We start from the raw sequence: 24,940 nt of genomic DNA, 5'->3' as shown, positions 1-24,940 counted from the left end.
TTTTTAATAAAATTGACGCTGTTGACCTCAATCATAGTTGAGGTTTTAAACTCGCATTCATCAATTTAAAAATGGAAAATTAATGAATATTCTACTTGCCATGATCCCTGCTTTTTTATGGGGCACGACTTATGCAGTGACTAAGTACGCAACCCCAGAGTGGCCACCAATCTTATTAGGTGCCATACGCGCACTTCCTGCCGGTTTATTGTTGTTGCTGTTTAAACCTTCTTGGCCAACGGCTAAACAATGGCCAGGCATTTTTCTGATCGGCGCAATTAATATTGCGTTATTTTTTAGCTTTATTTTTGTAATGGCAATTAACCTACCAGCAGCTATCGCAGGCGTGGGAATGGTATCTGTCCCTGTGGTTGCATTATTATATGCATGGCTTGTAAAGCGACAACAGCCAGCGCTGGTGCAAGGTTTTTGTGCCCTTGCTTTAGTGGTTTTAGCATGGCGCTTATTTGATCCACAACATGTAGCACTTAATGTTTTGGGGGTTTTAGCGCTGATAGGGGCGTTATTAACTATTGTGATAGGCAGTACGCTGGTAAAAAAAGTAACGGCTAAAGTACACTGGTGGACGGTACTCACGTGGCAGCTAATCATTGGTGGTAGTTTGCTAGCAATTGCGGCTATGGTTCAAGCTTTTTATTTTGCCCCTCAGCAGTATCAATTTTTAACTGCATCAATAAATACCACGCAATGGCTGGCGTTATTTTGGCTAGTGGTCCCTAATACTGCTTTGGCTTACATCCTATATGTTTGGTTATTAGGGCGAATGTCAGTAGTTGAGTTTACTTTTGGCACTATAGCCAACCCAATTGCCGGTATTTTATGTGCCGGAATATTAATTAACGAGCAGTATGCAAGTTGGCAATATGCAATTATGTTATTGATGATCGTGTTTTCGGTTTTGCCACAAGGCTTGGACTTAATAAAACGAAGAATGATGATACAAAAAGCCCGCAATTAAGCGGGCTTTTCATTACTATATTTTTTATTTATTAGCTGTGATATTTCTCACACGCTTCTAACGTATTTTCAATTAGACTGGCAACAGTCATTGGGCCTACACCACCAGGTACAGGGGTAATAAAGTCAGCTTTTTGCTCTGCAACGGCGTATTCAACATCACCCACTAACTTACCGTTGTCTAAACGGTTAATACCCACATCAATAACAATTGCGCCTTCTTTTATCCAATCACCAGGAATAAACTCTGGTTTGCCTACAGCAACAACCAGTAAGTCAGCACGGCGAACATGGGTTTCTAAATCTTGCGTGAACTTATGGCAAACAGTAGTTGTACAGCCAGCTAACAATAATTCAAGTGACATAGGGCGGCCCACAATATTAGAGGCGCCCACAACCACTGCGTGCATACCTTTGTAACGCACACCCGTTGAATCTAATAAGGTGATAATACCCTTTGGCGTACATGGGCGAAGGGCAGGCATTCGCTGCGCCAAACGACCAATGTTATAAGGATGAAAGCCATCAACATCTTTATGCGGGGTAATACGCTCAAGAATTTTTTCTGCATCTAGGCCTGCAGGTAAAGGAAGTTGTACTAAAATACCGTCAACTTCGCCATCAACATTCAATTCATCAATTAATGCTAATAGCGCTTGCTCTGTTGTGTCTGCAGGTAAATCAAATGATTTAGAAATAAAACCCACTTCTTCACAGGCTTTACGCTTTGAACCAACGTAAACTTGGCTTGCTGGGTCTTGTCCAACAAGCACCACAGCTAATCCTGGGGCTCTAAGGTTTTGTGCAACACGTTCTGAAACTCGTTCAGCCACTGCGCTACGTACTTGTTTTGCTACTGCTTTACCATCAATGATGTTTGCCGTCATGGGTGACCTTTAATTAGGTTAATTAACTTGATACCGATACATTTAAAAAACGAATGCATATATAGGGGTTAAAATGCCGATAAAGAAAAAGACCTTCACCTTACTCATTTTTTAATATGGCAGCTATTTTCGCAGAAAAGCGGTTGAGCGCCAAGTTGCTTTTAAATTATAACCCCCCGAATTATAAAAAAGAGTTTAAATTTTATCCCTGTATCGTAATATTTGACCATTATGAACTAAAAATGAGCAATTGATTTGTTTTCTTAAAAAAACGTTTGACCTAACCCGGTCAAATCACTATTATGCACCCCGTTGTCAACGAGGTCACTCGCAGACAATAGTAAGTATCGGCGATTAGCGCAGTTTGGTAGCGCACTTGGTTTGGGTCCAAGGGGTCGCAGGTTCAAATCCTGCATCGCCGACCATTTTTATGTTTACTCATAACAATTTAACTTACTAGTGAACTATGAAGTTTTCGATGCGCCCATAGCTCAGCTGGATAGAGCAACGCCCTTCTAAGGCGTCGGTCGAAGGTTCGAATCCTTCTGGGTGCGCCATTTTGAAAACACTGTAATGCCGTGGTGATTGTAGCTCAGTTGGTAGAGCCCCGGATTGTGATTCCGGTTGTCGTGGGTTCGAGCCCCATCAGTCACCCCAATTTACAAAAAAGAATATCGGCGATTAGCGCAGTTTGGTAGCGCACTTGGTTTGGGTCCAAGGGGTCGCAGGTTCAAATCCTGCATCGCCGACCACTTTTTTATAAGTGGTCTTAAATCCTAAGTTTAAGTATTCGAGAAAATATCTATATCGGCGATTAGCGCAGTTTGGTAGCGCACTTGGTTTGGGTCCAAGGGGTCGCAGGTTCAAATCCTGCATCGCCGACCATTTCCCCTTTAGCTCCATATTCTAAATCTCTATTTTATTTAAAATAACTCTATTTTTTGCTTCTATTCATTCTATACAGTTTAATTAGCCTGTTTTTTATTCGCTTAGTCGTTATCTGCCTTTAACTACCCCAAATAATTGCCCCCCACACTCGACTATCATGAATATTAGGTTATAATGCCGCGTCTATTTGTTTAAAAATATAGTGCCCTTAGGGCAGAGCAGCAATGGTATCTCCTGGTAGCGACGGATTTTTTTAAGCTCTAAGGCTTGAATTTTATCAAGACGCCTATAGATTACTTTGTTTGTAATGAAGGCGAAAAGTCGCCAAAATTGAATATTGAGGTAAATCATGCAAGTTTCTGTTGAGACGACTCAAGGCCTTGAGCGCCGTCTGACCATCACCGTTCCTGCAGAGAACGTTGAGACCGAAGTAAAAAAACGCTTACAACAACTGTCAAAAACGCAGCGTATCGACGGTTTCCGTGCTGGTAAAGTTCCAGTATCAGTAATCAACAAGCGTTTCGGACCAGCTGTTCGTCAAGAAGTTGCTGGCGAAGTAATGCAACGTAATTACATTGAAGCAATTGTTGCTGAAAAAATTAACCCTGCTGGCGCACCTACATTTGCTCCAAAAGCACTTGAAGCAGGTAAAGATTTAGAGTTCTCAGCAACATTTGAAGTTTACCCTGAAGTTGAAGTTCAAGGTTTAGATAAAATTGCTGTTGAAAAACCAGCGGCAGAAGTAACTGATGAAGATTTAGCAAACATGCTAGAGACACTTCGTAAGCAACACGCTTCTTGGGCTGACGTTGATGCAGCTGCTGGCACAAACGACCGTGTAACGGTTGATTTCGTTGGTACTATCGACGGTGAAGAATTCGAAGGCGGCAAAGCTGAAGATTTCCCATTAGAACTTGGCCAAGGTCGTATGATCCCAGGTTTTGAAGACAACATCGTAGGCAAAAAAGCAGGCGAAGAAGTGGTTGCTGACGTAAACTTCCCTGAAGATTACCACGCTGAAAACTTAAAAGGTAAAGCGGCTCAATTCACTATCACAGTGAAAAAAGTTGAAGCGCAAGAATTACCTGAATTAAGCGATGAGTTTGCAACTAAATTCGGTGTTGCCGAAGGCGGCGTAGACGCGCTTAAAGAAGAAGTTAAAAAGAACATGACACGTGAGCTAGACCAAGCGGTTAAAGCTAACGTAAAAGACCAAGCAATCAAAGGTCTTTTAGAGCAAAACGAAGTTGAAGTGCCTAAAGCATTAATCGACCAAGAAGTTGACGCTTTACGTGAGCAAGCTGCTCAACGTTTTGGTGGTAACGGTCAAAATATGCCTGAGCTTCCAGCTGAATTGTTCCATGAGCAAGCAGTTACACGAGTTAAAACTGGCCTATTATTAGGCGAAGTGATCAAAGCAAACGACATCAAAGTTGATGACGCTAAAGTTGAAGCACTTATCGCTACTGTAGCATCTGCATACGAAGATCCAACTGAAGTAGTAGAATACTACAAAGCAAATGATCAACTAATGCAACAAATGCGTAATGTAGCAATGGAAGAGCAAGCTGTTGAAGCTATTTTAGCTAAAGCAACTGTGACTGATGTTGAAAAAGCATTTGATGACATCATGAATCCACAGCAAGGTGCATAATAAGTCATTGACTTAAGCGCTCGCTAACGATTAAATGGCTCGTGTTACTCTGTTTATGCAGTGTGCCCGGGCCATTTTAGTTTGTGGTTCTTAATTAGCTAAAAATGATCATTATGCTTTTCTTAGAATAAGTATAAGCGCATAAGGAATTAAATAAGTATGAACACTGGTATGACAGATCCCCTAAACGCATTAGTACCAATGGTTGTTGAGCAAACAGCTAAAGGCGAGCGCTCGTTTGATATTTATTCGAGACTATTAAAAGAGCGTATTATCTTTTTAACGGGCCAAGTTGAAGACAACATGGCAAATCTGATTTTAGCGCAAATGCTTTTCTTAGAATCAGAGAACCCAGATAAAGATATCTTCTTATATATCAATTCACCGGGTGGCTCGGTCACTGCGGGAATGGCTATTTACGATACAATGAATTTCATCAAACCTGATGTAAGTACTATTTGTGTGGGCCAAGCGGCTAGCATGGGTGCGTTTTTACTATCTGGTGGTGCTAAGGGTAAACGTTTTTGTTTACCTAATTCACGTGTAATGATTCACCAACCATTAGGTGGATTCCAAGGTCAAGCATCTGATTTTGAAATACACGCGAAAGAAATCCTGTCTATTAAAGACAAATTAAATCGCTTAATGGCTGAGCATACTGGCCAACCGCTTGATGTTGTTTCACGTGATACAGACCGTGATAACTTTATGAGTGCAAGCCAAGCTGTAGATTACGGTATTGTTGACTCAGTATTTACTAATCGCGGTAGCAAGTAAGTATGCCTGCAAGCAGTAATGCTTGCTAATGAGAGTTACTATGCGAAAAAGCCTAAATTTTGGTATAGTTAAAGCGTATTAAAATAGCCACCAAGACTTTGGTGGCCAACGTAATAAAATGAGGTAGCTGAATGTCTGACACTCCTACAGACGGCGACAAAAGTAATAAATTGTTATACTGCTCTTTTTGCGGCAAAAGCCAGCATGAAGTTCGAAAATTAATTGCAGGACCTTCAGTATACGTTTGTGATGAATGTGTAGAGCTGTGTAATGATATTATCAGGGAAGAAATTAAAGACATCGCGCCTAAGCATGATGCCGCTGACAAATTACCTGTGCCAAAAGAAATTCGTAACCACTTAGACGACTACGTAATTGGCCAAGAGCATGCGAAAAAAGTGTTGTCTGTAGCGGTTTACAATCACTACAAGCGTTTACGCAACCAATCAACTAAACAAGACGTTGAACTAGGTAAAAGTAATATTTTATTAATTGGTCCAACGGGGAGTGGTAAAACACTACTAGCTGAAACGTTAGCACGTTTGCTAGATGTGCCGTTTACAATGGCCGATGCCACCACGTTAACCGAAGCCGGTTATGTGGGTGAAGATGTTGAAAACATCATTCAAAAGCTTTTACAAAAATGTGACTACGACGTAGAAAAAGCACAACGTGGTATTGTTTACATTGATGAAATTGACAAAATTTCACGTAAATCAGATAACCCATCAATCACCCGTGATGTATCAGGTGAAGGTGTACAACAAGCCTTACTTAAATTGATTGAAGGTACCGTTGCTTCTGTTCCGCCACAAGGTGGACGTAAACATCCACAGCAAGAGTTCCTGCAAGTAGACACTTCTAAAATTCTGTTTATTTGTGGTGGCGCATTTGCTGGTCTTGATAAAGTTATTGAACAGCGTAGCCACAAAAATACTGGCATTGGTTTTGGCGTTAACGTTAAAGAGTCGGCAGCGAGCCGCTCTTTAAGTGAAACATTTAAAGATGTTGAGCCAGAAGATTTAGTAAAATATGGTTTAATTCCAGAGTTTATTGGCCGTTTACCTGTTGTTGCTACATTGACTGAACTTGATGAAGCTGCACTGGTACAAATTTTAAGTGAGCCTAAAAACGCTATTACTAAGCAATTTTCAGTATTGTTTGGGATGGAAGACGTTGAGCTTGAATTTCGTGATGATGCACTACGTGCTATTGCTCACAAAGCAATGGAACGTAAAACCGGTGCACGTGGCCTGCGTTCAATCGTAGAAGGTGTATTGCTTGATACTATGTATGAGCTGCCTTCAATTGATAACGTAAGTAAAGTGGTTGTTGATGAAACCGTTATTAAAGGTGAGTCTGATCCAATCTTGATTTATGACAGCAGTAATCAAGAACAAGCCGCAGCAGATTAAATTCTGAGCAAGTTGTAAAAAAAAGGAGCCAATGGCTCCTTTTTTTATAATTAATTTAATCGAGTTGGCAAAAATTGTTGAACTTTAATTAGGTTATCCCCATATACTTGAGTAATCTTTAAATAAATGAAGTGCAAAGAGAAAATACAATGACGCTTGAGAGAAACGATCGAGTCGAAATCCCTGTGCTAGCACTGCGCGATGTAGTGGTGTATCCACACATGGTGATCCCGCTTTTTGTAGGCCGTGAAAAATCAATAAAATGCCTTGAAGCGGCAATGGATAAAGACAAACAAATTTTCTTAGTTGCACAAAAAGATGCAACTGTAGACGAGCCTGAGAAAGACGATATTTATCGTGTAGGGACAATTGCGACTGTACTTCAATTATTAAAGCTACCCGATGGTACAGTAAAAGTATTAGTTGAAGGCACGCAGCGTGCAAATATCGAAGAGTTTATTGATAACGAAGATTTCTTTGTTGCCAATGCTCAGTTTATTGAATCTGATTCAGTAAACGAGCAAGAACAAGATATTTTTATTCGCAGTGCATTAAGCCAGTTTGAAGGCTACGTAAAATTAAATAAAAAAATCCCACCTGAAGTGATGACTTCGGTCTCTGGTATTGATGAGCCAGCGCGTCTTGCTGATACCATGGCTGCGCACATGCCATTAAAAGTGCCTGAAAAACAAAAAGTACTTGAAATATCAAGCGTTACGGAGCGCTTAGAGTACTTAATGGCGTTGATGGAAGGTGAAATAGACTTACTGCAAGTTGAGAAAAAAATTCGTACCCGCGTTAAAAAGCAGATGGAAAAATCGCAGCGTGAGTATTACCTCAATGAGCAAATGAAAGCGATTCAAAAAGAGCTTGGCGAAATTGACGATGTACCAGATGAATTCGAAGCGCTAAAAAAACGCATCGAAGAGTCAGGTATGCCTAACGAAGCGAAAGAAAAAGCCACGGCAGAGTTTAACAAACTTAAAATGATGTCGCCGATGTCGGCAGAAGCTAGTGTTGTTCGCTCATACATAGATACGTTAATCAACGTACCGTGGAAAAAACGCTCTAAAGTGAAAAAAGATTTAGCAGGCGCGCAAAAAATACTAGATAGCGATCACTACGGACTTGATAAAGTTAAAGAGCGTATTATTGAATACCTCGCGGTACAGCAGCGTACTAATAAGCTTAAAGGGCCTATTTTGTGTTTAGTTGGGCCGCCAGGGGTAGGTAAAACCTCTCTTGGGCAATCTATTGCGCGTTCAACTGGCCGTAAGTACATTCGTATGGCACTGGGTGGTGTACGTGATGAAGCTGAGATACGTGGTCACCGTCGTACTTATATTGGCTCTATGCCTGGTAAATTGATTCAAAACATGACTAAAGTGGGCGTTAAAAACCCGTTATTCTTGTTAGATGAAATTGATAAAATGTCAGCGGATATGCGTGGAGACCCTGCATCAGCTTTACTTGAAGTACTTGATCCTGAGCAAAACAGCCATTTTGCTGATCATTACCTAGAAGTCGATTACGACTTATCTGATGTAATGTTTGTTGCTACCTCTAATAGCTTTAATATTCCTGGGCCTTTATTGGACCGTATGGAAGTTATTCGTTTAGCCGGTTATACCGAAGATGAAAAATTAAATATAGCTAAAGAACATTTAATTCCAAAGCAAGTTAAGCGTAATGGCTTAAAAGAGAAAGAAGTTGAAATTGCTGACAGTGCCATTATCGGTATTATTCGATATTACACGCGTGAAGCGGGCGTTCGTAACTTAGAGCGTGAAGTGTCTAAATTATGCCGTAAAGCGGTTAAAAATATCTTAATGGAAAAAGACACCAAAACGGTCACTATCGATGCAGATAACCTTGAAGAGTACTTAGGTGTGCAACGCTTTGATTATGGTAAAGCAGAAGATGGCGACCGTATAGGCCAAGTAACTGGCCTAGCATGGACAGAAGTAGGCGGTGACTTACTAACGATTGAATGTGCTGCAGTACCAGGTAAAGGCAAATTGACTTACACCGGCTCGTTAGGCGATGTAATGCAAGAGTCGATTCAAGCGGCAATGACTGTTGTGCGTAATCGTGCTGATGAGCTACGTATTAATAGCGACTTTTATGAAAAACGTGATATTCACGTGCATGTACCTGAGGGTGCAACTCCTAAAGATGGTCCAAGTGCGGGTATCGCAATGGTTACGTGTTTGGTTTCAAGCCTAACGGGCAATCCAGTGCGCTCTGATGTGGCCATGACGGGTGAGATTACCCTACGAGGTGAAGTACTGCCTATTGGTGGTTTAAAAGAGAAATTATTAGCGGCTCACCGAGGTGGTATTAAAACGGTGGTGATCCCTAAAATTAACGAACGTGACTTAAAAGAGATACCTGATAACGTATTGGCGGGTCTTGAGATTCACCCTGTTACGTGGATTGACGAAGTATTGAAGCTTGCTTTAGTGCATCCAGTTGATAGTTTTTCAGTCGAAACACCAAAAAAGCAGTAAAAAAGCCAAAAAAAGTGCTTTTAGGGGCTTTTCAAATCTAAACGGTATGATAAGTTAAGCACTGGTTTTCAAGCCTAGCCCTTGCAGGGCCTAGGCTTAAGAAAAATATAATCATATGAGCTTTAAAAAAATTGCTCAAAAATTTCAAAACAGTGATGTTAGTTTAAAAAACAATCGCTCTTGATAACAACAATGAAAGAGGATGATATTGTGAATAAATCTCAATTAATCGATCAAATCGCAGCTGATGCTGACATTTCTAAAGCGGCTGCAGGTCGTGCACTAGATTCATTCATCGAATCTGTATCTGGCGCGCTAAAAGATGGTGACTCAGTTGCACTTGTTGGTTTTGGTACTTTCTCTGTACGTGAGCGTGCTGCTCGTGCAGGTCGTAACCCACAAACTGGTGAAACGATTCAAATTGCTGCAGCTAACATCCCAGCTTTTAAAGCCGGTAAAGCGCTTAAAGACGCAGTAAACTAATCATTGTGTAAACAATTTAGTTATGGCGAGTAAAGATACGCTTAATTATTGCAATCGATAAATTAAGTTACTTCACCGCCAGTTACTTCAAGTGAAAAAGCGTATCTGGTAAGATACGCTTTTTTTACATATGACAAGGTAGAAAATACCTTGCTCAGAAAAGAGATAAACAAATGCTTGAGAAAATCAGAGAAGGTTCGCAAGGGCCGGTAGCCAAAGTCATTTTAGGCGCGGTGATTTTATCTTTTGCCTTAGCTGGGATCGGTAGTTACTTAGGTCAAACCACAGAACAACCCGTTGCTGAAGTAAATGGAATTAAAATTAGCCAAACAGAATTTAGCCGTGCGTTTCAAAATGAACGTAGCCGCTTAGAACAACAATTTGGTGAGTACTTTACCCAAATAGCAGCTGATCCAACTTACATGGCTCAAATCCGTCAAGGTGTGATTGACCGTTTAGTACAACAAGAATTACAAAGTCAGTTAGCTGCCGAGCTTGGTTTGCGCGTAAGTGATGAAAGCGTTCGTAAAACAATTTTAGAGCTACCTTATTTTAAAATTGGCGATAAGTTTAATAACGACCGTTATTTACAAGTTATTCGTCAAATGAATTTTCAACCTGACGCATTTCGTGAATACCTGCGTGATGATATGACGCGTAGCCAGTTAGTATCTGCCGTTGCGGGTACTGATTTTGCGCTGCCAAATGAGCTTAAATCAGCCATTGCGTTGCAACAGCAAACACGAAGCATTGATTATTTAGTAATTGATAAACAAGCAATGCAAGCTGATGTTGAAGTTACAGAGCAAGAAGTTGCGGATTACTATGAATTAAACGCAGGTCAATTTTTATCACCTGAATTAATTTCAGTTAATTACATCGAACTAAATGCAGATGATATTGATGTTGCATCGGTAAGCGAAGATGATGTAAAAGCATATTACGAGCAGAGTAAAGCGCAATATGTTGAGCCAGAAAAGCGTCGTGTATCGCATATTCTAATCGACAATAGCGAAGATGATGATGCGGCTAAAGCGAAAGCTGAGTCGTTACTTGCCCAGCTTAACGCAGGTGCTGATTTTGCTGAGCTAGCAGAGACATCGTCAGATGACATTGTTAGTGCCGAAATGGGTGGCGATTTAGAGTGGATTGAACGTGATGTTATGGAACCAGCATTTGAAGATGCAGCGTTCGCATTGCAAAACAAAGGTGATTACTCTGACGTTGTTGCCTCTGAATTTGGTTATCACATCATCAAACTGACTGATCTACAAACTCAACAAGTTAAACCGTTTGATGAGGTTAAAGCTGACTTACGAGCTGAACTTGAGCAAGCTGAAAAAGTAGATGCGTTTTACGAGAAGCAAACAGAAATGGGGGCATTAGCCTTTGAGATTTCTGATCGCTTAGACGATGCTGCTGAAGTGGCGGGTGTAGAAGTACAATCTACTTCTTTACTAGCGCTTAGCGCGCTTCCTGAGCCGCTTAATAACCCAGCGGTTGTGACTGCCTTATCATCAGTTGAACTACTAGAAGATAAAGTCAATTCAGAAGTAATTGAGCTTGGTAATGAGCACGTGATTGTGGTGCGTGTAAATGAGCACCAACCTGCGGCAACGAAAGCATTAAGCGAGGTAAGTGAGCAAATTAAAACACGCTTAATGAATGAAAAGGCATCAGACCTTGCAAAAGAAAAAGCACGCACCTTATTTGCACAAGTAAAAGAAGGCAAGAGCTTAAACGATGTGGCTGCTGAGCAATCACTAAACGTTCGTCAAGAGTCGCAACTAACTCGTGAAAGCTTTGCTGTTTCACCTGCTATCGTTACCCAAGTATTCAAGATGGCACATCCTAGTGATGCGGCTGTATATGATATGGTTAACTTAAATAATGGCGATGCAGCGATTGTTGCGCTTAAAGCGGTAAATGATGCACCAGTGAGTGACAACATTGAGCCACAAATGAAGCAAAACATTACTATGGCGCAAGCGCAGAAAAACTATACGGTATTCATTGAATCGCTTAAGCAACAAGCAGAGCTTAATGTACCAAAAGCAGCTCAAGCAGCTGAATAAGTAATAGCTAAATTAAAAAGGGCGCCAATTGGCGCCTTTTTTGTTTAGACATTAACAACTCAATAAGCGCTGAGTAACCTTTGATTGCGGGTTTTGAAAAATAGTTTCTGTAGCGCCGTATTCAACAATCTCACCCTTATTGAGTACCACTAGCTGGTCGCTAATATGGCGCACTAAACTTAAATGATGGGTGATCAAAATATAGGTTAATCCAGTTTCAAGCTGTAGTTTAAGTAATAGATTTACTATTTGCGCTCTTACAGAAGGGTCAAGCGATGAAAGTGCCTCATCGAGTACAACGACCTTAGGATCTAATATAAGCGCGCGAGCGAGCGCTACACGCTGTAATTGCCCCACACTAAACATATGCGGATAGTATTGCTGATGATCGACCAGTAGACCCACTTTAAGCAGCGTACTACCAATTTTTTCACTACGTTGAGTTTTATCAAAATCAGTATTGAATTTTAGGCAATCATCGAGCATTTCAGCAATGGTCACTGCTGGGTTTAATGAGGTGGCGGAGTCTTGAAAAATCATTCGGATATAACGACACTGCGCATCACGATTACCATTGTTTTCTATAGTGTTATTCTCCAATAATATCTGCCCGCTATCGGCACTGTATGCACCCACTAATAATTTAGCCAGGGTACTTTTTCCTGAGCCTGTTTCACCAATAATGGCAATTGTTTCACCTTTACCAATACAAAATGAGATGTTTTTTAAAACATCAAACTTTTTACGGCTAAACAGACCCGCTCGCATGTTAAAGGTTTTTGATAAGGCTTGAACTTTTAACAGTGGCTGCATTATTTTATTTCCTTGATCAGCGGGAAGTGACAGGCGTAGCTATGACCATGATGCTTTGAAAGTTTAGGCGCAACCACACATTCTTTTTGTGCTTGTGGGCAACGTGGACCGAGTCGACAACCAATCGGTAAATGTTGTAATGTTGGTATGGTGCCTTTAAGCGCATAAAAGGGTTCTTTATGGGCTAAACCATGCTCATAATCGGGCAGGCTTTTTAGTAAAGCCTGCGTATACGGATGACGAGGTTGGCTAAAAATACGGTGTGTTGGACCTGCTTCAACCATTTGACCGCAGTACAACACATGAATACCATGCGACCAATTAACAATTTCTTCCAGCTCATGAGAGATCATCAAAATAGACATGTTCTTTAGCTGATTTAAACTTTTTAATAACCTAAACACCTGTGCACGGGTGGTGCTTTCTAGTGCGGTTGTAGGCTCATCAGCAATGAGTAGCTTCGGTGTACGGGCAATCGCCATGGCTATCATAACCTTTTGGCATACGCCCTCAGAGAGCTCATGCGGGTAGCTATCAAGCACCGCTTCATGATTTTTAATACCTACTTTATGTATTAAGGCTTTAACACGATCTTTACGCTCTCGGTTGCGTTTTAAGAAAAATCCTTTAGCAGCCACTTCAGGCAGTGTTTCAGCGATTTGGTTAAATATTTTAGCAGTAGGATCTAGACAGCGACTGGGGTCTTGGTAAATCATCGCAATGTCTTGGCTAACTGTTTTACGGCGTTGCTCTGGTGTTAAGCGCATTAAGTCAACACCACGCCAATGCATTCTATCTGCGGTTATCACCCAGCGCTCATTAAGCACGCCGACGATGGCTTTTGCAATTAAGCTTTTGCCAGAGCCTGATTCGCCCACTAAAGCGTGTACTTCACCTTCTTTTAAACTAAAGCTTACGCGATCAACAGCACGAATGGCGGTTTCGGAAGTTTGAAGTTCAATGGTTAAATTTCGAATATCTAGTAACTGCATCTAATCGGCCTTACGCGCTTGTAAAACTTTGCGAAGTCCATCGCCCACTAAGTTTGTTGAAAGAACCGCTAAAAATAACAGCACGCCCGGCAATGCTACCGTCCAAGGTGCTAAATATATAAGTCCTAAGTTCTCTGCTAAAATTGCGCCCCATTCAGTAGTCGGCGGCTGTGCACCCAGTTTTAAAAAACCTAATGCCGCAATATCTAAAATAGCAGTAGAAAGCGCCATCGTAAAAATAACTACAATATATTCATACACATTAGGAAAAATCCCGCGTGATAAAATATGCCATTTAGAGGCGCCATCTAAGCGGTAGGCTGTAACATAATCTTTGCCAAGTTCGTCAACTATCAGGTTTCTAATTGAATGAATAAACTGGGGTAATAAGGCTAAAATAATTGCCCATACGGTATTCATTAATCCAGGCCCGAGTATGGCAATAATAATGATGGCCAGTAACAATGAGGGAATTGACAGCGTTACATCCAGTAAGTGGTTCAAAAAACTAGAACGTATGCCTTTACTGATCCCTGCAAAGGTACCTACCAACACACCAATAACAGTGGTGATCAGTGCAGCCACAACCGATAACCCGAACGTATATGTGGCGCCATTCATTAAACGAGACAGCACATCTCGGCCTAAATCATCGGTGCCAAGTATAAACCGCACATCGCCCATTTCATTCCACGAGGGAGGCAGTAATAGTGCATCACTGTGCTGTTGATTTACCCCATAAGGCGCAAGAAAAGGCGCGGTAGCCGCTAACAGGCTAAAGGCAATAAACACCCATAAACCAACCAGTGCAGGGTGGTTATTTTTAAACTTTCGCCAGAGTCTCGCTAATGGCGATTTATTTGAATCTTCTGAAAATAAGTTAAACTTTGCCATGCGCTTGGTTCCGAGACAGAGGATCGAGTAGGGTGTAGGTCAGTTCGGCCATAATTGTGGCAATAATAATAAATAAAGAGACGGCCATTAACCCACCTTGTATGGCGGGATAATCACGTTGATAAATACTGTCTATTAACCAGCGACCGATCCCAGGCCACGAAAAAATAACTTCAGTGATCATCGCTAGGGTGATCAAGGTACTAAACTGCAAACCTATTTGTTTTATAACCGGTAGTAAGGCATTTCTTAGGGCGTGATGAATAATAAGCTGCCCACGAGTAAGCCCTTTGGCGCGAGCTGTTTTAATGAAGTTTTGATCCATCACTTTTAACATCGATTCGCGAGTAAAGCGCACTAATACCGTGGTTGGATACATAGCAAGTACAATAGTAGGTAAAGTAAGGTGATGCAGCGCATCTAACATGGCCAAACCATTGTAAGGAAAATCAGCGAGTAAAATATCCAGCAAAATAAATCCTGTGCTCGCGGGTATCTCATACAACAAGCTCACTCGCCCCGACATGGGAAACCAGCCAAGCTTGAGCGAAAAAATCATAATTAATAATAATGCCAGCCAAAAAATCGGCATAGAATAGCCAATCATCGCTGTAGAGCTAATAAATTTATCAGGCCATTGTTTATTATATGCCGATGCTAAAATACCGACAGGCACACCCACTACCACCGAAATAAATAACGCATAGATACTTAGCTCTAACGTTGCAGGAATTAAATCAACCACATGGGCGAAAACACTGCTCCCCGAGGCGAATGACATTCCCCAATCCCCTTGTAAAATTCGTCCTACAAAGGCGATGTACTGCATAAAGTAGTTACTGTTAAATAAGTACTTTTCTTCTAACTGCGCATTTTGGGTAAAGTTAGTGTCAGGTATGCCGCTTAAGTTACTGAGCGGATCGCCAGGAAATAAATAACTCAACGAAAAGGTAAAAATACTGAGTAGCAACACCATAAAAAATAACAGTCCGAGGCGGCGTAAAATATAATCTAAGATCATTATTTTTTCCTCGCGTTAGCCAACGAAATAGCACCGAATGGCCCTAAGGTAATGCCCTCAACATCTGCGCTACTTGCTTGAAAACGCATGCCATGGGCAATTGGCAGTAAAGGCAATTGTTTGATGATCATGCTTTGTGCTGCGTCGTAATATTGTTTACGTAAATTTAAATCTGTGGTGTCTAACGCTTTGGTTAGCAGTAAATCAAATTCAGGGTTACACCAGTTTGCAGGGTTTTTGCCGCTGAATGTCGCAGTACAACTTAATAATGGGCTAAAAAAGTTATCGGGATCAGGCGTATCAGCTGCCCAACCTAATAACACACTGTCGTGGCGATGCTCTCCAATACGTTGAATAAAGGTGTTCCACTCATATTCTACAATATTTACATTAACGCCAATTTTGCGTAAATCACTTTGCATTAGCTCAGCCATTTTGCGGGCGTTGGGGTTATAAATACGGCTTACCGGCATAGCCCAAATGCTCATATCAAAGCCTTTTGGAAAACCTGCTTCAGTTAATAATTTTTTTGCTAACTGTGGGTCAAAAATAGGCATGTTTTTTTGTAGTTCAAATGCCCATGACGTAGGCGGAAGAATAGATTGTGCACGCAGTCCATTCCCGTAATATACCGCTTGCATTATTTTATCTACATCAATGGCATGAACCAATGCTTGACGTACTTTTAAGTTATCAAACGGTGGACGCTCGGTATTAAATGCCCAGTAACCAATATTTAAGTTAGTTTCTCTTTCAACGTTAATATCATCACGCTGCGCTAAAATACTTAATTGGGCACTACTCGGGTGTGCGGTTACATCACACTCTTTGGTCAATATTTTAGCGATACGGGTGGTACCATTTGGGGTAATGTCGTACACCAATTGCTCAAGGGCAACCTCATGCTTCCAATAATCAGCGTTTTTATAAAAGCGCACTAAATGATCGCGTCGGTACTCTTTATAAATATAGGGGCCTGTGCCAATCGGGTATTGATCAAATAGGTTTTCTTGATTATTAGCTTTGAGCGCCATGGCATATTCTTTAGAGAGCACGACAGCAAAATCGGTCGCCATATTAGCTAAAAAGCTGCTCTCGGCATTAAATAACTCAAATCGTACTTGATGATCAGAGACTCTAACAATTTTACGAATTAGCTGGTCAATCCCCACACTTTGAAAGTAAGGGTAATTAGCATCGCCAATAAAGTGATAAGGATTATAAACGTCGAATAATCGACTAAAAGTAAATATTACATCATCAGCGTTAAATTCACGACTAGGAGTAAAATAAGAGGTGGTATGAAACTTAACTCCTTTGCGCAAAGTGAAGGTAACCGATTTACCGTCTTTACTGATCTTCCAATCAGTGGCAAGTTCACTCTTAAATTCGGCGGTCACGGGGTCAATACTAATTAACCGGTCGTATAACTGGTTAGCAATAATATCGATAGTCGATCCTGTGGTTGTGACTTGTGGGTTAAACGACACAGGGTTAGCCTCGGCGCAATAAACAAGGCCTTGGTTTTTTTCTTCTAAGATTTCTTCTTTACTATCAATGCAACCTACTAAGCTCAATGATATTAAAGCAAGTAATAATTTATGCACCCGCACAACCTCTACTATTCTAGCAAATTGTATTTTTTCAAATAACCACGTAGTTGATGATACGTTAAACCAAGTACTTCTGCAGTCTTCTTTTGATTAAATTGGCTATGTTCTAATGCTTTTTTTATCAATGTAATTTCAAATTCATTAGAGAGCGTTTTTAAGTCGCATGGAAACTCAGGTTCTTTGGTACTTGAACTCAATGCTACAGGCGCTTCTATAGGCTGTGCATGAGTAGTCGGTTCAGATTGTATTATAGCAGGTGCTTGTGCATGTTTTATGCGGGCTTTAGGTCTAAAGCGACTTTCGAATGGGTCTAAAATAATTTTATGTACAGGAATATGTTCATTGCCGTGGCGATACAGACTTCGTTCTACCACATTTTTAAGTTCACGGACATTACCCGGCCACTCATAACTGAGTAAACTTTCTTGTGCACTGCGGGTAAAACCACTAAATAGCTCCCACTCAAGGTCTCGTGCCATGTTCATCGCAAACTGTTCAGCCAGCAACATAATGTCATCTTGACGTTCACGCAGTGGCGGTAAGGTGATCACATCAAACGCGAGTCTATCGAGTAAATCACTTCTAAATTCACCTTGTTGTGCTAAATGGGGTAAGTCTTCATTGGTTGCACAGACTAAGCGAGTGTCTACTTTAACGGTTTGCTTGCCGCCAACACGCTCAAACTCACCATACTCAATCACTCTTAATAGCTTTTCTTGCACCATGGCAGAGGTATTTGCTAACTCATCTAAGAACAAGGTACCACTATTGGCGCGCTCAAACCGGCCTTCATGGCGTTTACTTGCGCCTGTGAAAGCGCCACTTTCATGACCAAATAATTCACTCTCGAGCAGGTTTTCGTTCAATGCCGCACAGTTAAGCTTGACGTAACTTTGATCCCAGCGTTTGGATAAAAAGTGTAAACGTGCTGCAATTAGCTCTTTACCGGTACCACGTTCACCAATAATAAGTACGGGTTTATCTAGGTTAGCCAGTTGCGAAACCTGATCAAGTACCGATAAAAAGCTGTCTGATTGGCCAAGTAAATTGTCCTGTTGGCGATATTGACTCATATTTCCTAACTCTTAGTCATTTTTACTAACAGTTAGTGTATTTCATTATGGCGGATAACAAAAGTAATTTGTAATTTACATTTAACATATTGAAAATAAATGGTATTTTAAAAATATAAAAGTTGGCAAGCATATTGATACTAATAAAAGCAGACACATTTAGATTAAATAATAGAGGTATATGTTATGGGAATTTTTTCACGTTTTGCAGACATTGTTAATTCTAATATCAATGCCATTTTAGATAAAGCAGAAGATCCTGAAAAAATGGTTCGTCTTATTATCCAAGAGATGGAAGATACACTTGTAGAGGTACGCTCTACGTCAGCAAAAACCCTTGCTGAGAAAAAAGAATTAGTACGTCGCGTAGATACACTAAAAGCCCAAGTAAGCGATTGGCAAGACAAAGCCGAATTAGCACTGAGCAAAGATCGTGATGATTTAGCTCGCTCAGCTTTACTTGAAAAGCAAAAATCAGCCGATGCAGTCGCTGCAGTAGAAAGTGAACTTGATCATGTAGAATCTCATATCGAGAAACTACAGCAAGAAGTGACTACGCTACAAGAGAAACTAGCGGATGCTAAAGCACGTCAAAAAGCGATTATTTTACGTCAACGCTCGGCTGAGTCGCGCCTTGAGGTTAAAAAAGCACTTGATAGTTCTAAAGTGGATGATGCACTTAATCGTTTTGAACGTTACGAAACCAAAATTGATGGGCTAGAATCTCAAATAGAGTCTTACGATTTGGGTAAACAAACGTTAGCAGATGAAATTGCTGATTTACAAAAGAATGAAAAAATTGACGACGAGTTAGCTGAACTTAAAAAGAAACTCTCGAATAAATAAATATAAAACAGGGGCCTTGTGCCCCTGACATCAACATTGAATACGGATTGTCAGGAGAGGATTATGTTTGATCCAGAGATACTAATTGCACCCTTTATCTTGTTTATGATTTTTGTTGCACCACTGTGGTTAATTTTACACTACCGAAGCAAAAAGCAGGTAAGCCAAGGGTTAAGCGAGCATGAGCATCACCAGTTATTGGAGCTTGCTCAAAAAGCTGAAAAAATGACTGATAGAATCGAGACATTAGAAGCGTTACTTGATCAAGAGTCACCACAGTGGAGACAAAAAGTATGAACACCAAACGCGAATTATTAAGAGACCCACAGCGCGGTAAAATTGCCGGTGTATGTGCGGGATTAAGTGACTACTTTAATATGGAGTTATGGTTAGTTCGCATTATTTTTGTTAGTGCTGTACTACTAACTGGTGGCCCATTATTTGTGGTAGCGTATATTGCAGCGTGGTTTATTTTAGATAAAAAACAACCCAGTGCTGTAAGTAAAACACAATCAACGTATGGCGGTGATCCGCTAGAAGTAAAATTTAAAGTATGGCAAAAAGGCGAGCCACCGCGTCGTGCGCTGCAAGACTTAAAAGAGCGATTAACTCGTGTAGATAGCCGCCTTCAAAACATGGAACGCTACGTTACTTCAAGCGAGTTTACGGTCAGCCGTGAAATTAATAAACTTTAAGGGATTGATAAGCACCTTGTTTGCAGCGTGCTCAATGACGGCAACTAAGGTGCAAAACACTTTATGAGCCAATCATTTGCAAAAAAGACCTTTAAAAGCGTTAAAGGCAAAGCACAAAAAGCCCTGCATCGTAGTTTAGATCAACACGTTAAACTTGCCGTAACAGGGCTGAGCGGCAGTGGTAAAACGGCGTTTATAAGCGCGTTAGTTAAGCATTTAACCTCTCAGGCGAATGACAACAACTTACCTTTTTTTGATGTGATGCGTGAACATCGCCACATTGCTACTAAAATTGTGCCGCAAGAGGCATTAAATGTTCCCACTTTTGATTATAACCGTGCAATAAGTGCTTTACTGCCAAGTGAAGGCGACCCTGCATGGCCCGCTTCTACCGAACGAATAAATACTTTACGTTTGGCGATTAAATACCAAAGCAACGCGGGTCTGCGCGGTCATTTCTCACCCCAATCGACGCTGTATTTAGATATTATTGACTATCCTGGTGAATGGTTGCTTGACCTACCTATGCTCGCGCAAAGCTTTGAGCAATGGTGCGAGCAACAATATCCATTACTTAGCCAAACGCCACGTGATAAAAGCTCAGCTGAATTTTTACAATCCATAGAGCAGCTTGATTTAGATGCACCGGTAGATGAAAACGCACTGGCTGATATTGCGCGATGTTATCAAACTATGTTGGTAGGGCTAAAAAAAGACACTAAGCTTGCTATGTTACAGCCAGGGCGGATGTTAATGCCGGGTGACTTGCAAGGTGCACCATTATTACTATTTTTTCCAATTAGTCCTGAAAAAATCAGTGACGATGTAGTGGCTGGTTCTAACTTAGCGCATTTAATTAAACGTTTTGATGCTTACGTAAAAGAAGTCGTTAAACCTTTTTATAATGAGCACTTTCGCCATTTTGACCGTCAAATCGTCTTGGTAGATGTACTGAGTGCATTAAATGAAGGTTATGAAACGTTGGCTGAGCAAAGTCGAGTGATCAATCAGTTATTGTCACACTTTAGCTATGGTGATTCTGGTTTTTTTAAACGCTTGTTTAAACCTAATATAGATAAAATATTATTTGCTGCTAATAAGTCCGATCACATCAGTGCGAAGCATCACAAAGATCTTGCACTGTTACTCGATTCGTTAGTTAAAGAGCAAAGCAATCACTTAAAATTTGATGGGGTAAAAATAGAAACACTGGCGATGTCATCAATTGCTGCCACTGTGTCTCGCCAAGTGGTTGATAAGGGGCAAACACTCGACTGTATCTATGGCAAGCCATTGAATGAACAACAGTGGCTAACTTACCTGCCTCCTCAGCCGCCGAGCAGAATGCTCAATAAAAGTGAGTGGCCAGCACATGGGTTTGAGTTTTTATCATTTGCACCTATGCCAAGCCCAGATCAACAGCTTAAGCACATTCGCTTAGACCATGTGATGCAGTACTTGTTAGGAGATAAGTTAACATGAGTGAGTCAACACACCAATTTCAAGCTGGGCGTCGTATTAATGCCCAAAACATTGAGCAGAATGAACCAGATTTATTAGCGGCTAAAGTCGTAGAGCAGGGACAAAGTGAGCAGCCTAGCAAAGATAGCGACGATCTAATTGAACCTGAAATCGATATTGAGCCTGTATATAAAAAGTCTAAGTGGCAAACCCTTAAAGGCCTATTTGCACTGAGCTTTATTGTTTTAATATTATTTGAGTTCGCATTTTCAATTGTATTGGCGTTTCAGCAGTCGGTTATTTTAGGTGGGGTGTACTTAACCGCTGTAATAACCGGTGTACTACTGATATCGCGTTTATTGTGGCGTGAATATAGAATGTTACGCAGCTTAAAGCGTAATCAGCTACACCGCCATGAAGCTAACCGTTTGCTCAATAGTGAGCAGGTAGGCGGGGCGATACCTTGGCTTGAAAAGCTTAATAAACATCAGCAATTAGATAATTTCGAAAACTTTAAAAATCAGGTCGCTACGCACCACAGTGACAAAGAAATAATGTCTCTGTACGCGAATAGCTTACTGATAACGCAAGACAATCAAGCTAAAAAGTTAATAAACCGTTTTGCAACAGAGTCAGCTTTATTAGTTGCTCTAAGCCCAATTGCGCTGGTGGATATGATGGCTGTACTGTGGAGTGGCACTAAATTAATAGAGCAAATAGGCCGCATATATGGCATTGGCTTTGGTTATGCCAGCCGTATTAAACTTTACCGGATGCTTATTAAGCAAGTAATGTTTGTAGGCAGTGCAGAGCTCGTATCTGATTTAGCCGCCACGGCACTCAGTGCTGAATTATTAGGCAAGCTTTCAGGGCGAGCTGCACAAGGTGTTAGTGCCGGTATATTTACAGCGCGTATTGGTTACAAAGCTATGGAGTTAAGCCGACCCTTACCGCGTCTTGAAAACAAGCGCAGCTTGTTAAAAGGCACAGTCCAAGGGATTGCGAGTAAAATTATGAGCCGTAAGGGAGCTGAAACTAAGTAGTGAGACTTCGTTGGCAATATTTGTGTACAGCTTTTTGGGTAAAGTTTGCACAAATAGCCATCTGAGCATCCGGCATGCTTGTGATTTTAAGTGCGGTGCGTTTTATTTATGCTATTGACACACATAATAAAAACGAGAACACACAATGAGCAAGCATCATCAAAATACCCAATGTATCCATGGCCCACAAAAAGCAAACGACCCCCATGGCGCATTAACCTCACCTTTGTATCAAACGTCTACGTTCCATTTTGAAAATGCCGCTCAAGGTGCTGCCCGCTTTGCAGGTGAGGAGCCCGGTTATATTTACACGCGTTTAGGTAACCCAACCACTACTGAACTTGAGCAAAAAGTGGCGCAATTAGAAGGCTGTGAGGCCGCCGCCGCCACGGCAACAGGTATGGGTGCGGTATCCGCTTCGGTACTAAGCTTCCTATCGCAAGGCGATCATTTAATTGCATCAAGCGCTCTGTATGGCTGCACCTTTGCTTTTTTTTCGCATATGTTGCCGCGATGGGGAATTGAAGTCACCTTTGTTGATATGACCAATGAGAGTGAACTGCGCGCAGCCATTAAACCTAACTCAAAAATGATATTTGTAGAAACACCAATCAATCCAACCATGGCAGTGATTGATTTAGCACTTATTGGCGATGTTGCTAAACAGCATAATTTACTGAGTGTGGTCGACAATACGTTTTTAACCCCGCTGCTGCAGTCACCAAAAAAGTACGGTATCGATATTATAATGCATAGCGCGACCAAGTATTTAAATGGTCACGGCGATGTTGTTGCGGGTATTGTGTGTGGTTCACTTGAGCATATTACACAGATTAAAATGACCGTGCTTAAAGATATTGGTGCCACTATTAGTCCACACGATGCGTGGTTAATAAATCGCGGCTTAAAAACTTTAGCTATTCGCATTGAACGCCATTGCCAAAGTGCGCAAACGATTGCTGAGTATTTAGAAGCTCATCCGCAAGTAAATAAAGTGTATTACCCTGGGCTTAAGTCTCACCCGGGTTACAAGTATATTGGTAAGCAAATGAAAGCGGCTGGCGGTGTTATTGCCTTTGAAATTAAAGGGAGCTTAACCGACGGTGAGCATTTTATTGATAGTATGCAACTGTGCACATTAGCGGTTAGCTTAGGCGATGCTGAAACGCTCATTCAACACCCTGCATCAATGACGCATTCGCCATACACTCCCGAAGAAAGACTAGCAGCTGGAATTAGTGATGGTTTAATTCGTTTATCAGTTGGACTTGAAGATGTTAACGATATTATTAACGATCTCAACCAAGCATTTACTAAAATATCTTGAGGTGTAAATTAATGCTTACGAATATTTCTATCTTTAGGCCCCAATAAATATGGTGTGTGTTTTTATCTTTGCTTTACTGTAATTATAAATTTACGATCTGTGTGATCTGCAAAAGTTTTGATCTGCGTCAAGCTATTAAACTTTTGTTCACTTTTGCATAGTATGGCTACATCGAATAGCCAAGCATTTGGCTGTTATTTTGACACCGATTTAGGGTTTTATCCCAAAGAAGGTATTTATGGCTAAAGCAAGTAATTACACCTCCAAAACACCTGATGAAAATGGGGTTATACATTGGAGCGATGAAGAAAATAAAATTTGGTCTGAGCTTGTAGCACGCCAACTTGCGTGCATAGAAGGCAAAGCCTGTGATGAGTACATGGAAGGATTGAAAAAAATCAATCTGCCTCATGATCGTATCCCACAGCTGAGTGAGCTAAACGAAGTACTTTTAGCAACCACAGGTTGGCAGGTTGCACCTGTACCTGCACTTATCGATTTTGATGAGTTTTTTAGGTTACTCGCTAACAAGCAATTTCCTGTAGCTACCTTCATTCGTAGCCGTGAAGAATTTGACTACTTACAAGAACCCGATATTTTTCATGAGATATTTGGTCATTGTGCCATGCTAACCAATCCTGACTTTGCAGAATTTACTCATAAGTACGGGCAACTAGGATACGCGGCAGAGAAAAAAGACCGCGTTTATTTAGCGCGCATGTACTGGTTTACCGTTGAGTTTGGTTTGATGCAAACTGAAAAAGGATTACGTATTTACGGTGGCGGTATTTTATCAAGCCCAGGGGAAACCCAATACGTGTATTCAGATACACCAGAGATTAATCCAATGAATGTGCTAGATGTGCTACGTACACCGTACCGTATAGACATTATGCAACCATTGTATTACACGATTCATTCGATTCATGATCTGTTTGAAATATCTCAAATGGATATAATGACTTTAGTTGAGCAAGCTAAATCACTTGGTTTGCACGACCCTAAGTTTCCTCCAAAAGAAAAATTAGCTAGTTAATTTTTGAAAAAAGTAACGCTAAACTAAGGATTTAAAATGTCTTCATTAAGTGCACAAAAATGTGAAGCCTGTCATGCAGATGCGCCAAAAGTATCTGATGCTGAATTGGCTGAATTAATTAAAAAAATCCCTGACTGGGTGCCAGAAGTACGCGACGGTATTATGCAGTTAGAGCGCGTTTATAAGTTTAAAAACTTTAAACAAGCCATTGCGTTTACTAATAAGGTAGGTGATATGGCTGAAGACGAAGGGCATCACCCAGGTCTATTAACCGAATGGGGCAAAGTAACCGTGACTTGGTGGAGCCATTCAATTAAAGGTCTGCATAAAAATGACTTCATTTGCGCTGCTAAAACAGATGATGTATTTAACGCGCTGTAATTAATTAGATTTGAGTAAATAAAAAGGCACTTTACAGTGCCTTTTTTATTTTTAATTACCGTTTTCTCAATACTGGCT

The 24,940-nt window shown here is 40.9% G+C and carries 22 protein-coding genes and 5 tRNA genes; 20 read left to right on the top strand and 7 right to left on the bottom strand.

Annotated elements, in window-relative coordinates:
• Window positions 1-82: 82 nt before the first annotated feature.
• The gene (locus tag ACNSN2_RS10030) at window positions 83-979 is read left to right on the top strand and encodes an EamA family transporter (RefSeq protein WP_054202399.1); all 897 of its coding nucleotides are present in this window, start codon (window positions 83-85) and stop codon (window positions 977-979) included.
• A 31-nt stretch (window positions 980-1,010) separates the two neighbouring features.
• On the opposite strand, the gene folD is transcribed toward ACNSN2_RS10030, so the two are convergent.
• Window positions 1,011-1,865, bottom strand: a complete 855-nt coding sequence (folD, locus tag ACNSN2_RS10025) for a bifunctional methylenetetrahydrofolate dehydrogenase/methenyltetrahydrofolate cyclohydrolase FolD (protein ID WP_008111045.1) — start codon at window positions 1,863-1,865, stop codon at window positions 1,011-1,013.
• Between the two features lie 348 nt (window positions 1,866-2,213).
• Here folD and ACNSN2_RS10020 point away from each other — a divergent pair.
• The 11 genes from ACNSN2_RS10020 (at window position 2,214) to ACNSN2_RS09970 (ending at window position 11,667) form a co-directional block, all read left to right on the top strand.
• Window positions 2,214-2,290 (top strand) — tRNA-Pro (locus ACNSN2_RS10020).
• A 55-nt stretch (window positions 2,291-2,345) separates the two neighbouring features.
• Window positions 2,346-2,422 (top strand) — tRNA-Arg (locus ACNSN2_RS10015).
• Window positions 2,423-2,446: 24 nt separating this feature from the next.
• A tRNA-His gene (locus ACNSN2_RS10010) sits at window positions 2,447-2,522 on the top strand.
• A gap of 18 nt (window positions 2,523-2,540) precedes the next feature.
• Window positions 2,541-2,617, top strand: a tRNA-Pro gene (locus ACNSN2_RS10005).
• A gap of 56 nt (window positions 2,618-2,673) precedes the next feature.
• A tRNA-Pro gene (locus ACNSN2_RS10000) sits at window positions 2,674-2,750 on the top strand.
• A gap of 352 nt (window positions 2,751-3,102) precedes the next feature.
• A complete protein-coding gene (tig, locus tag ACNSN2_RS09995; protein WP_418607223.1) occupies window positions 3,103-4,407 on the top strand; it encodes a trigger factor in 1,305 nt (434 codons plus the stop codon).
• Between the two features lie 159 nt (window positions 4,408-4,566).
• On the top strand, window positions 4,567-5,184 hold the full coding sequence (gene clpP, locus ACNSN2_RS09990; protein ID WP_008111041.1) for an ATP-dependent Clp endopeptidase proteolytic subunit ClpP: 618 nt from the start codon (window positions 4,567-4,569) through the stop codon (window positions 5,182-5,184).
• Between the two features lie 131 nt (window positions 5,185-5,315).
• Window positions 5,316-6,599, top strand: a complete 1,284-nt coding sequence (gene clpX, locus ACNSN2_RS09985) for an ATP-dependent protease ATP-binding subunit ClpX (protein WP_010388064.1) — start codon at window positions 5,316-5,318, stop codon at window positions 6,597-6,599.
• 149 nt (window positions 6,600-6,748) lie between these two features.
• Window positions 6,749-9,109, top strand: coding sequence for an endopeptidase La (lon, locus tag ACNSN2_RS09980; RefSeq protein ID WP_054202401.1), 2,361 nt, complete (start codon window positions 6,749-6,751; stop codon window positions 9,107-9,109).
• Between the two features lie 183 nt (window positions 9,110-9,292).
• Window positions 9,293-9,592, top strand: a complete 300-nt coding sequence (locus ACNSN2_RS09975) for an HU family DNA-binding protein (RefSeq protein ID WP_256872136.1) — start codon at window positions 9,293-9,295, stop codon at window positions 9,590-9,592.
• A 173-nt stretch (window positions 9,593-9,765) separates the two neighbouring features.
• A complete protein-coding gene (locus tag ACNSN2_RS09970) occupies window positions 9,766-11,667 on the top strand; it encodes a SurA N-terminal domain-containing protein (protein WP_054202402.1) in 1,902 nt (633 codons plus the stop codon).
• Window positions 11,668-11,718: 51 nt separating this feature from the next.
• Here ACNSN2_RS09970 and ACNSN2_RS09965 read toward each other — a convergent pair whose 3' ends face one another.
• The 6 genes from ACNSN2_RS09965 to pspF are packed head-to-tail and all read right to left on the bottom strand — an operon-like array spanning window position 11,719 to window position 18,073.
• The gene (locus ACNSN2_RS09965; protein ID WP_054202403.1) at window positions 11,719-12,480 is read right to left on the bottom strand and encodes an ATP-binding cassette domain-containing protein; all 762 of its coding nucleotides are present in this window, start codon (window positions 12,478-12,480) and stop codon (window positions 11,719-11,721) included.
• Window positions 12,480-13,472: an oligopeptide/dipeptide ABC transporter ATP-binding protein gene (locus ACNSN2_RS09960; RefSeq protein WP_010388077.1), complete on the bottom strand. Its 993-nt coding sequence runs from the start codon at window positions 13,470-13,472 to the stop codon at window positions 12,480-12,482. Before ACNSN2_RS09960 ends, ACNSN2_RS09965 begins: the two co-directional genes overlap by 1 nt.
• Entirely contained in the window at window positions 13,473-14,366 is an 894-nt protein-coding gene (locus ACNSN2_RS09955; protein ID WP_010388079.1) for an ABC transporter permease subunit, read from the bottom strand.
• Entirely contained in the window at window positions 14,353-15,387 is a 1,035-nt protein-coding gene (locus ACNSN2_RS09950) for an ABC transporter permease (RefSeq protein WP_010388081.1), read from the bottom strand. The genes ACNSN2_RS09955 and ACNSN2_RS09950 overlap by 14 nt, the downstream gene beginning before the upstream one ends.
• Entirely contained in the window at window positions 15,387-16,994 is a 1,608-nt protein-coding gene (locus ACNSN2_RS09945; RefSeq protein WP_054202404.1) for an ABC transporter substrate-binding protein, read from the bottom strand. The genes ACNSN2_RS09950 and ACNSN2_RS09945 overlap by 1 nt, the downstream gene beginning before the upstream one ends.
• Window positions 16,995-17,008: 14 nt before the next feature.
• Complete coding sequence (gene pspF, locus ACNSN2_RS09940; protein WP_010388085.1) at window positions 17,009-18,073, bottom strand: phage shock protein operon transcriptional activator; 1,065 nt, start codon at window positions 18,071-18,073, stop codon at window positions 17,009-17,011.
• Between the two features lie 186 nt (window positions 18,074-18,259).
• On the opposite strand from pspF, the gene pspA reads away from it, so the two are divergent.
• The 8 genes from pspA to ACNSN2_RS09900 all read left to right on the top strand — a co-directional run bounded on the left by pspA (window position 18,260) and on the right by ACNSN2_RS09900 (window position 24,862).
• The gene (gene pspA / locus ACNSN2_RS09935) at window positions 18,260-18,919 is read left to right on the top strand and encodes a phage shock protein PspA (protein WP_010388087.1); all 660 of its coding nucleotides are present in this window, start codon (window positions 18,260-18,262) and stop codon (window positions 18,917-18,919) included.
• Between the two features lie 63 nt (window positions 18,920-18,982).
• The gene (pspB, locus tag ACNSN2_RS09930) at window positions 18,983-19,216 is read left to right on the top strand and encodes an envelope stress response membrane protein PspB (RefSeq protein WP_010388090.1); all 234 of its coding nucleotides are present in this window, start codon (window positions 18,983-18,985) and stop codon (window positions 19,214-19,216) included.
• Window positions 19,213-19,614, top strand: a complete 402-nt coding sequence (gene pspC / locus ACNSN2_RS09925) for an envelope stress response membrane protein PspC (RefSeq protein WP_054202405.1) — start codon at window positions 19,213-19,215, stop codon at window positions 19,612-19,614. The genes pspB and pspC overlap by 4 nt, the downstream gene beginning before the upstream one ends.
• Before the next feature lie 63 nt (window positions 19,615-19,677).
• Entirely contained in the window at window positions 19,678-21,096 is a 1,419-nt protein-coding gene (locus tag ACNSN2_RS09920) for a YcjX family protein (RefSeq protein WP_054202406.1), read from the top strand.
• Window positions 21,093-22,118, top strand: a complete 1,026-nt coding sequence (locus ACNSN2_RS09915) for a TIGR01620 family protein (RefSeq protein WP_418607219.1) — start codon at window positions 21,093-21,095, stop codon at window positions 22,116-22,118. The genes ACNSN2_RS09920 and ACNSN2_RS09915 overlap by 4 nt, the downstream gene beginning before the upstream one ends.
• 145 nt (window positions 22,119-22,263) lie before the next feature.
• Window positions 22,264-23,445, top strand: coding sequence for a methionine gamma-lyase (gene megL / locus ACNSN2_RS09910; RefSeq protein ID WP_075169623.1), 1,182 nt, complete (start codon window positions 22,264-22,266; stop codon window positions 23,443-23,445).
• Between the two features lie 238 nt (window positions 23,446-23,683).
• Window positions 23,684-24,481: a phenylalanine 4-monooxygenase gene (gene phhA, locus ACNSN2_RS09905; RefSeq protein WP_418607218.1), complete on the top strand. Its 798-nt coding sequence runs from the start codon at window positions 23,684-23,686 to the stop codon at window positions 24,479-24,481.
• A 36-nt stretch (window positions 24,482-24,517) separates the two neighbouring features.
• Complete coding sequence (locus ACNSN2_RS09900; protein ID WP_008111000.1) at window positions 24,518-24,862, top strand: 4a-hydroxytetrahydrobiopterin dehydratase; 345 nt, start codon at window positions 24,518-24,520, stop codon at window positions 24,860-24,862.
• The last annotated feature ends 78 nt before the right edge of the window (window positions 24,863-24,940 follow it).

Origin of the sequence: Pseudoalteromonas sp. US3C1013, from assembly GCF_048401115.1 — a bacterium.
Taxonomy (GTDB): Bacteria; Pseudomonadota; Gammaproteobacteria; order Enterobacterales; family Alteromonadaceae; genus Pseudoalteromonas; species Pseudoalteromonas undina.
Note: the sequence above shows the minus strand (reverse complement) of the source record. Positions and strands in the feature narration are given on the sequence as shown.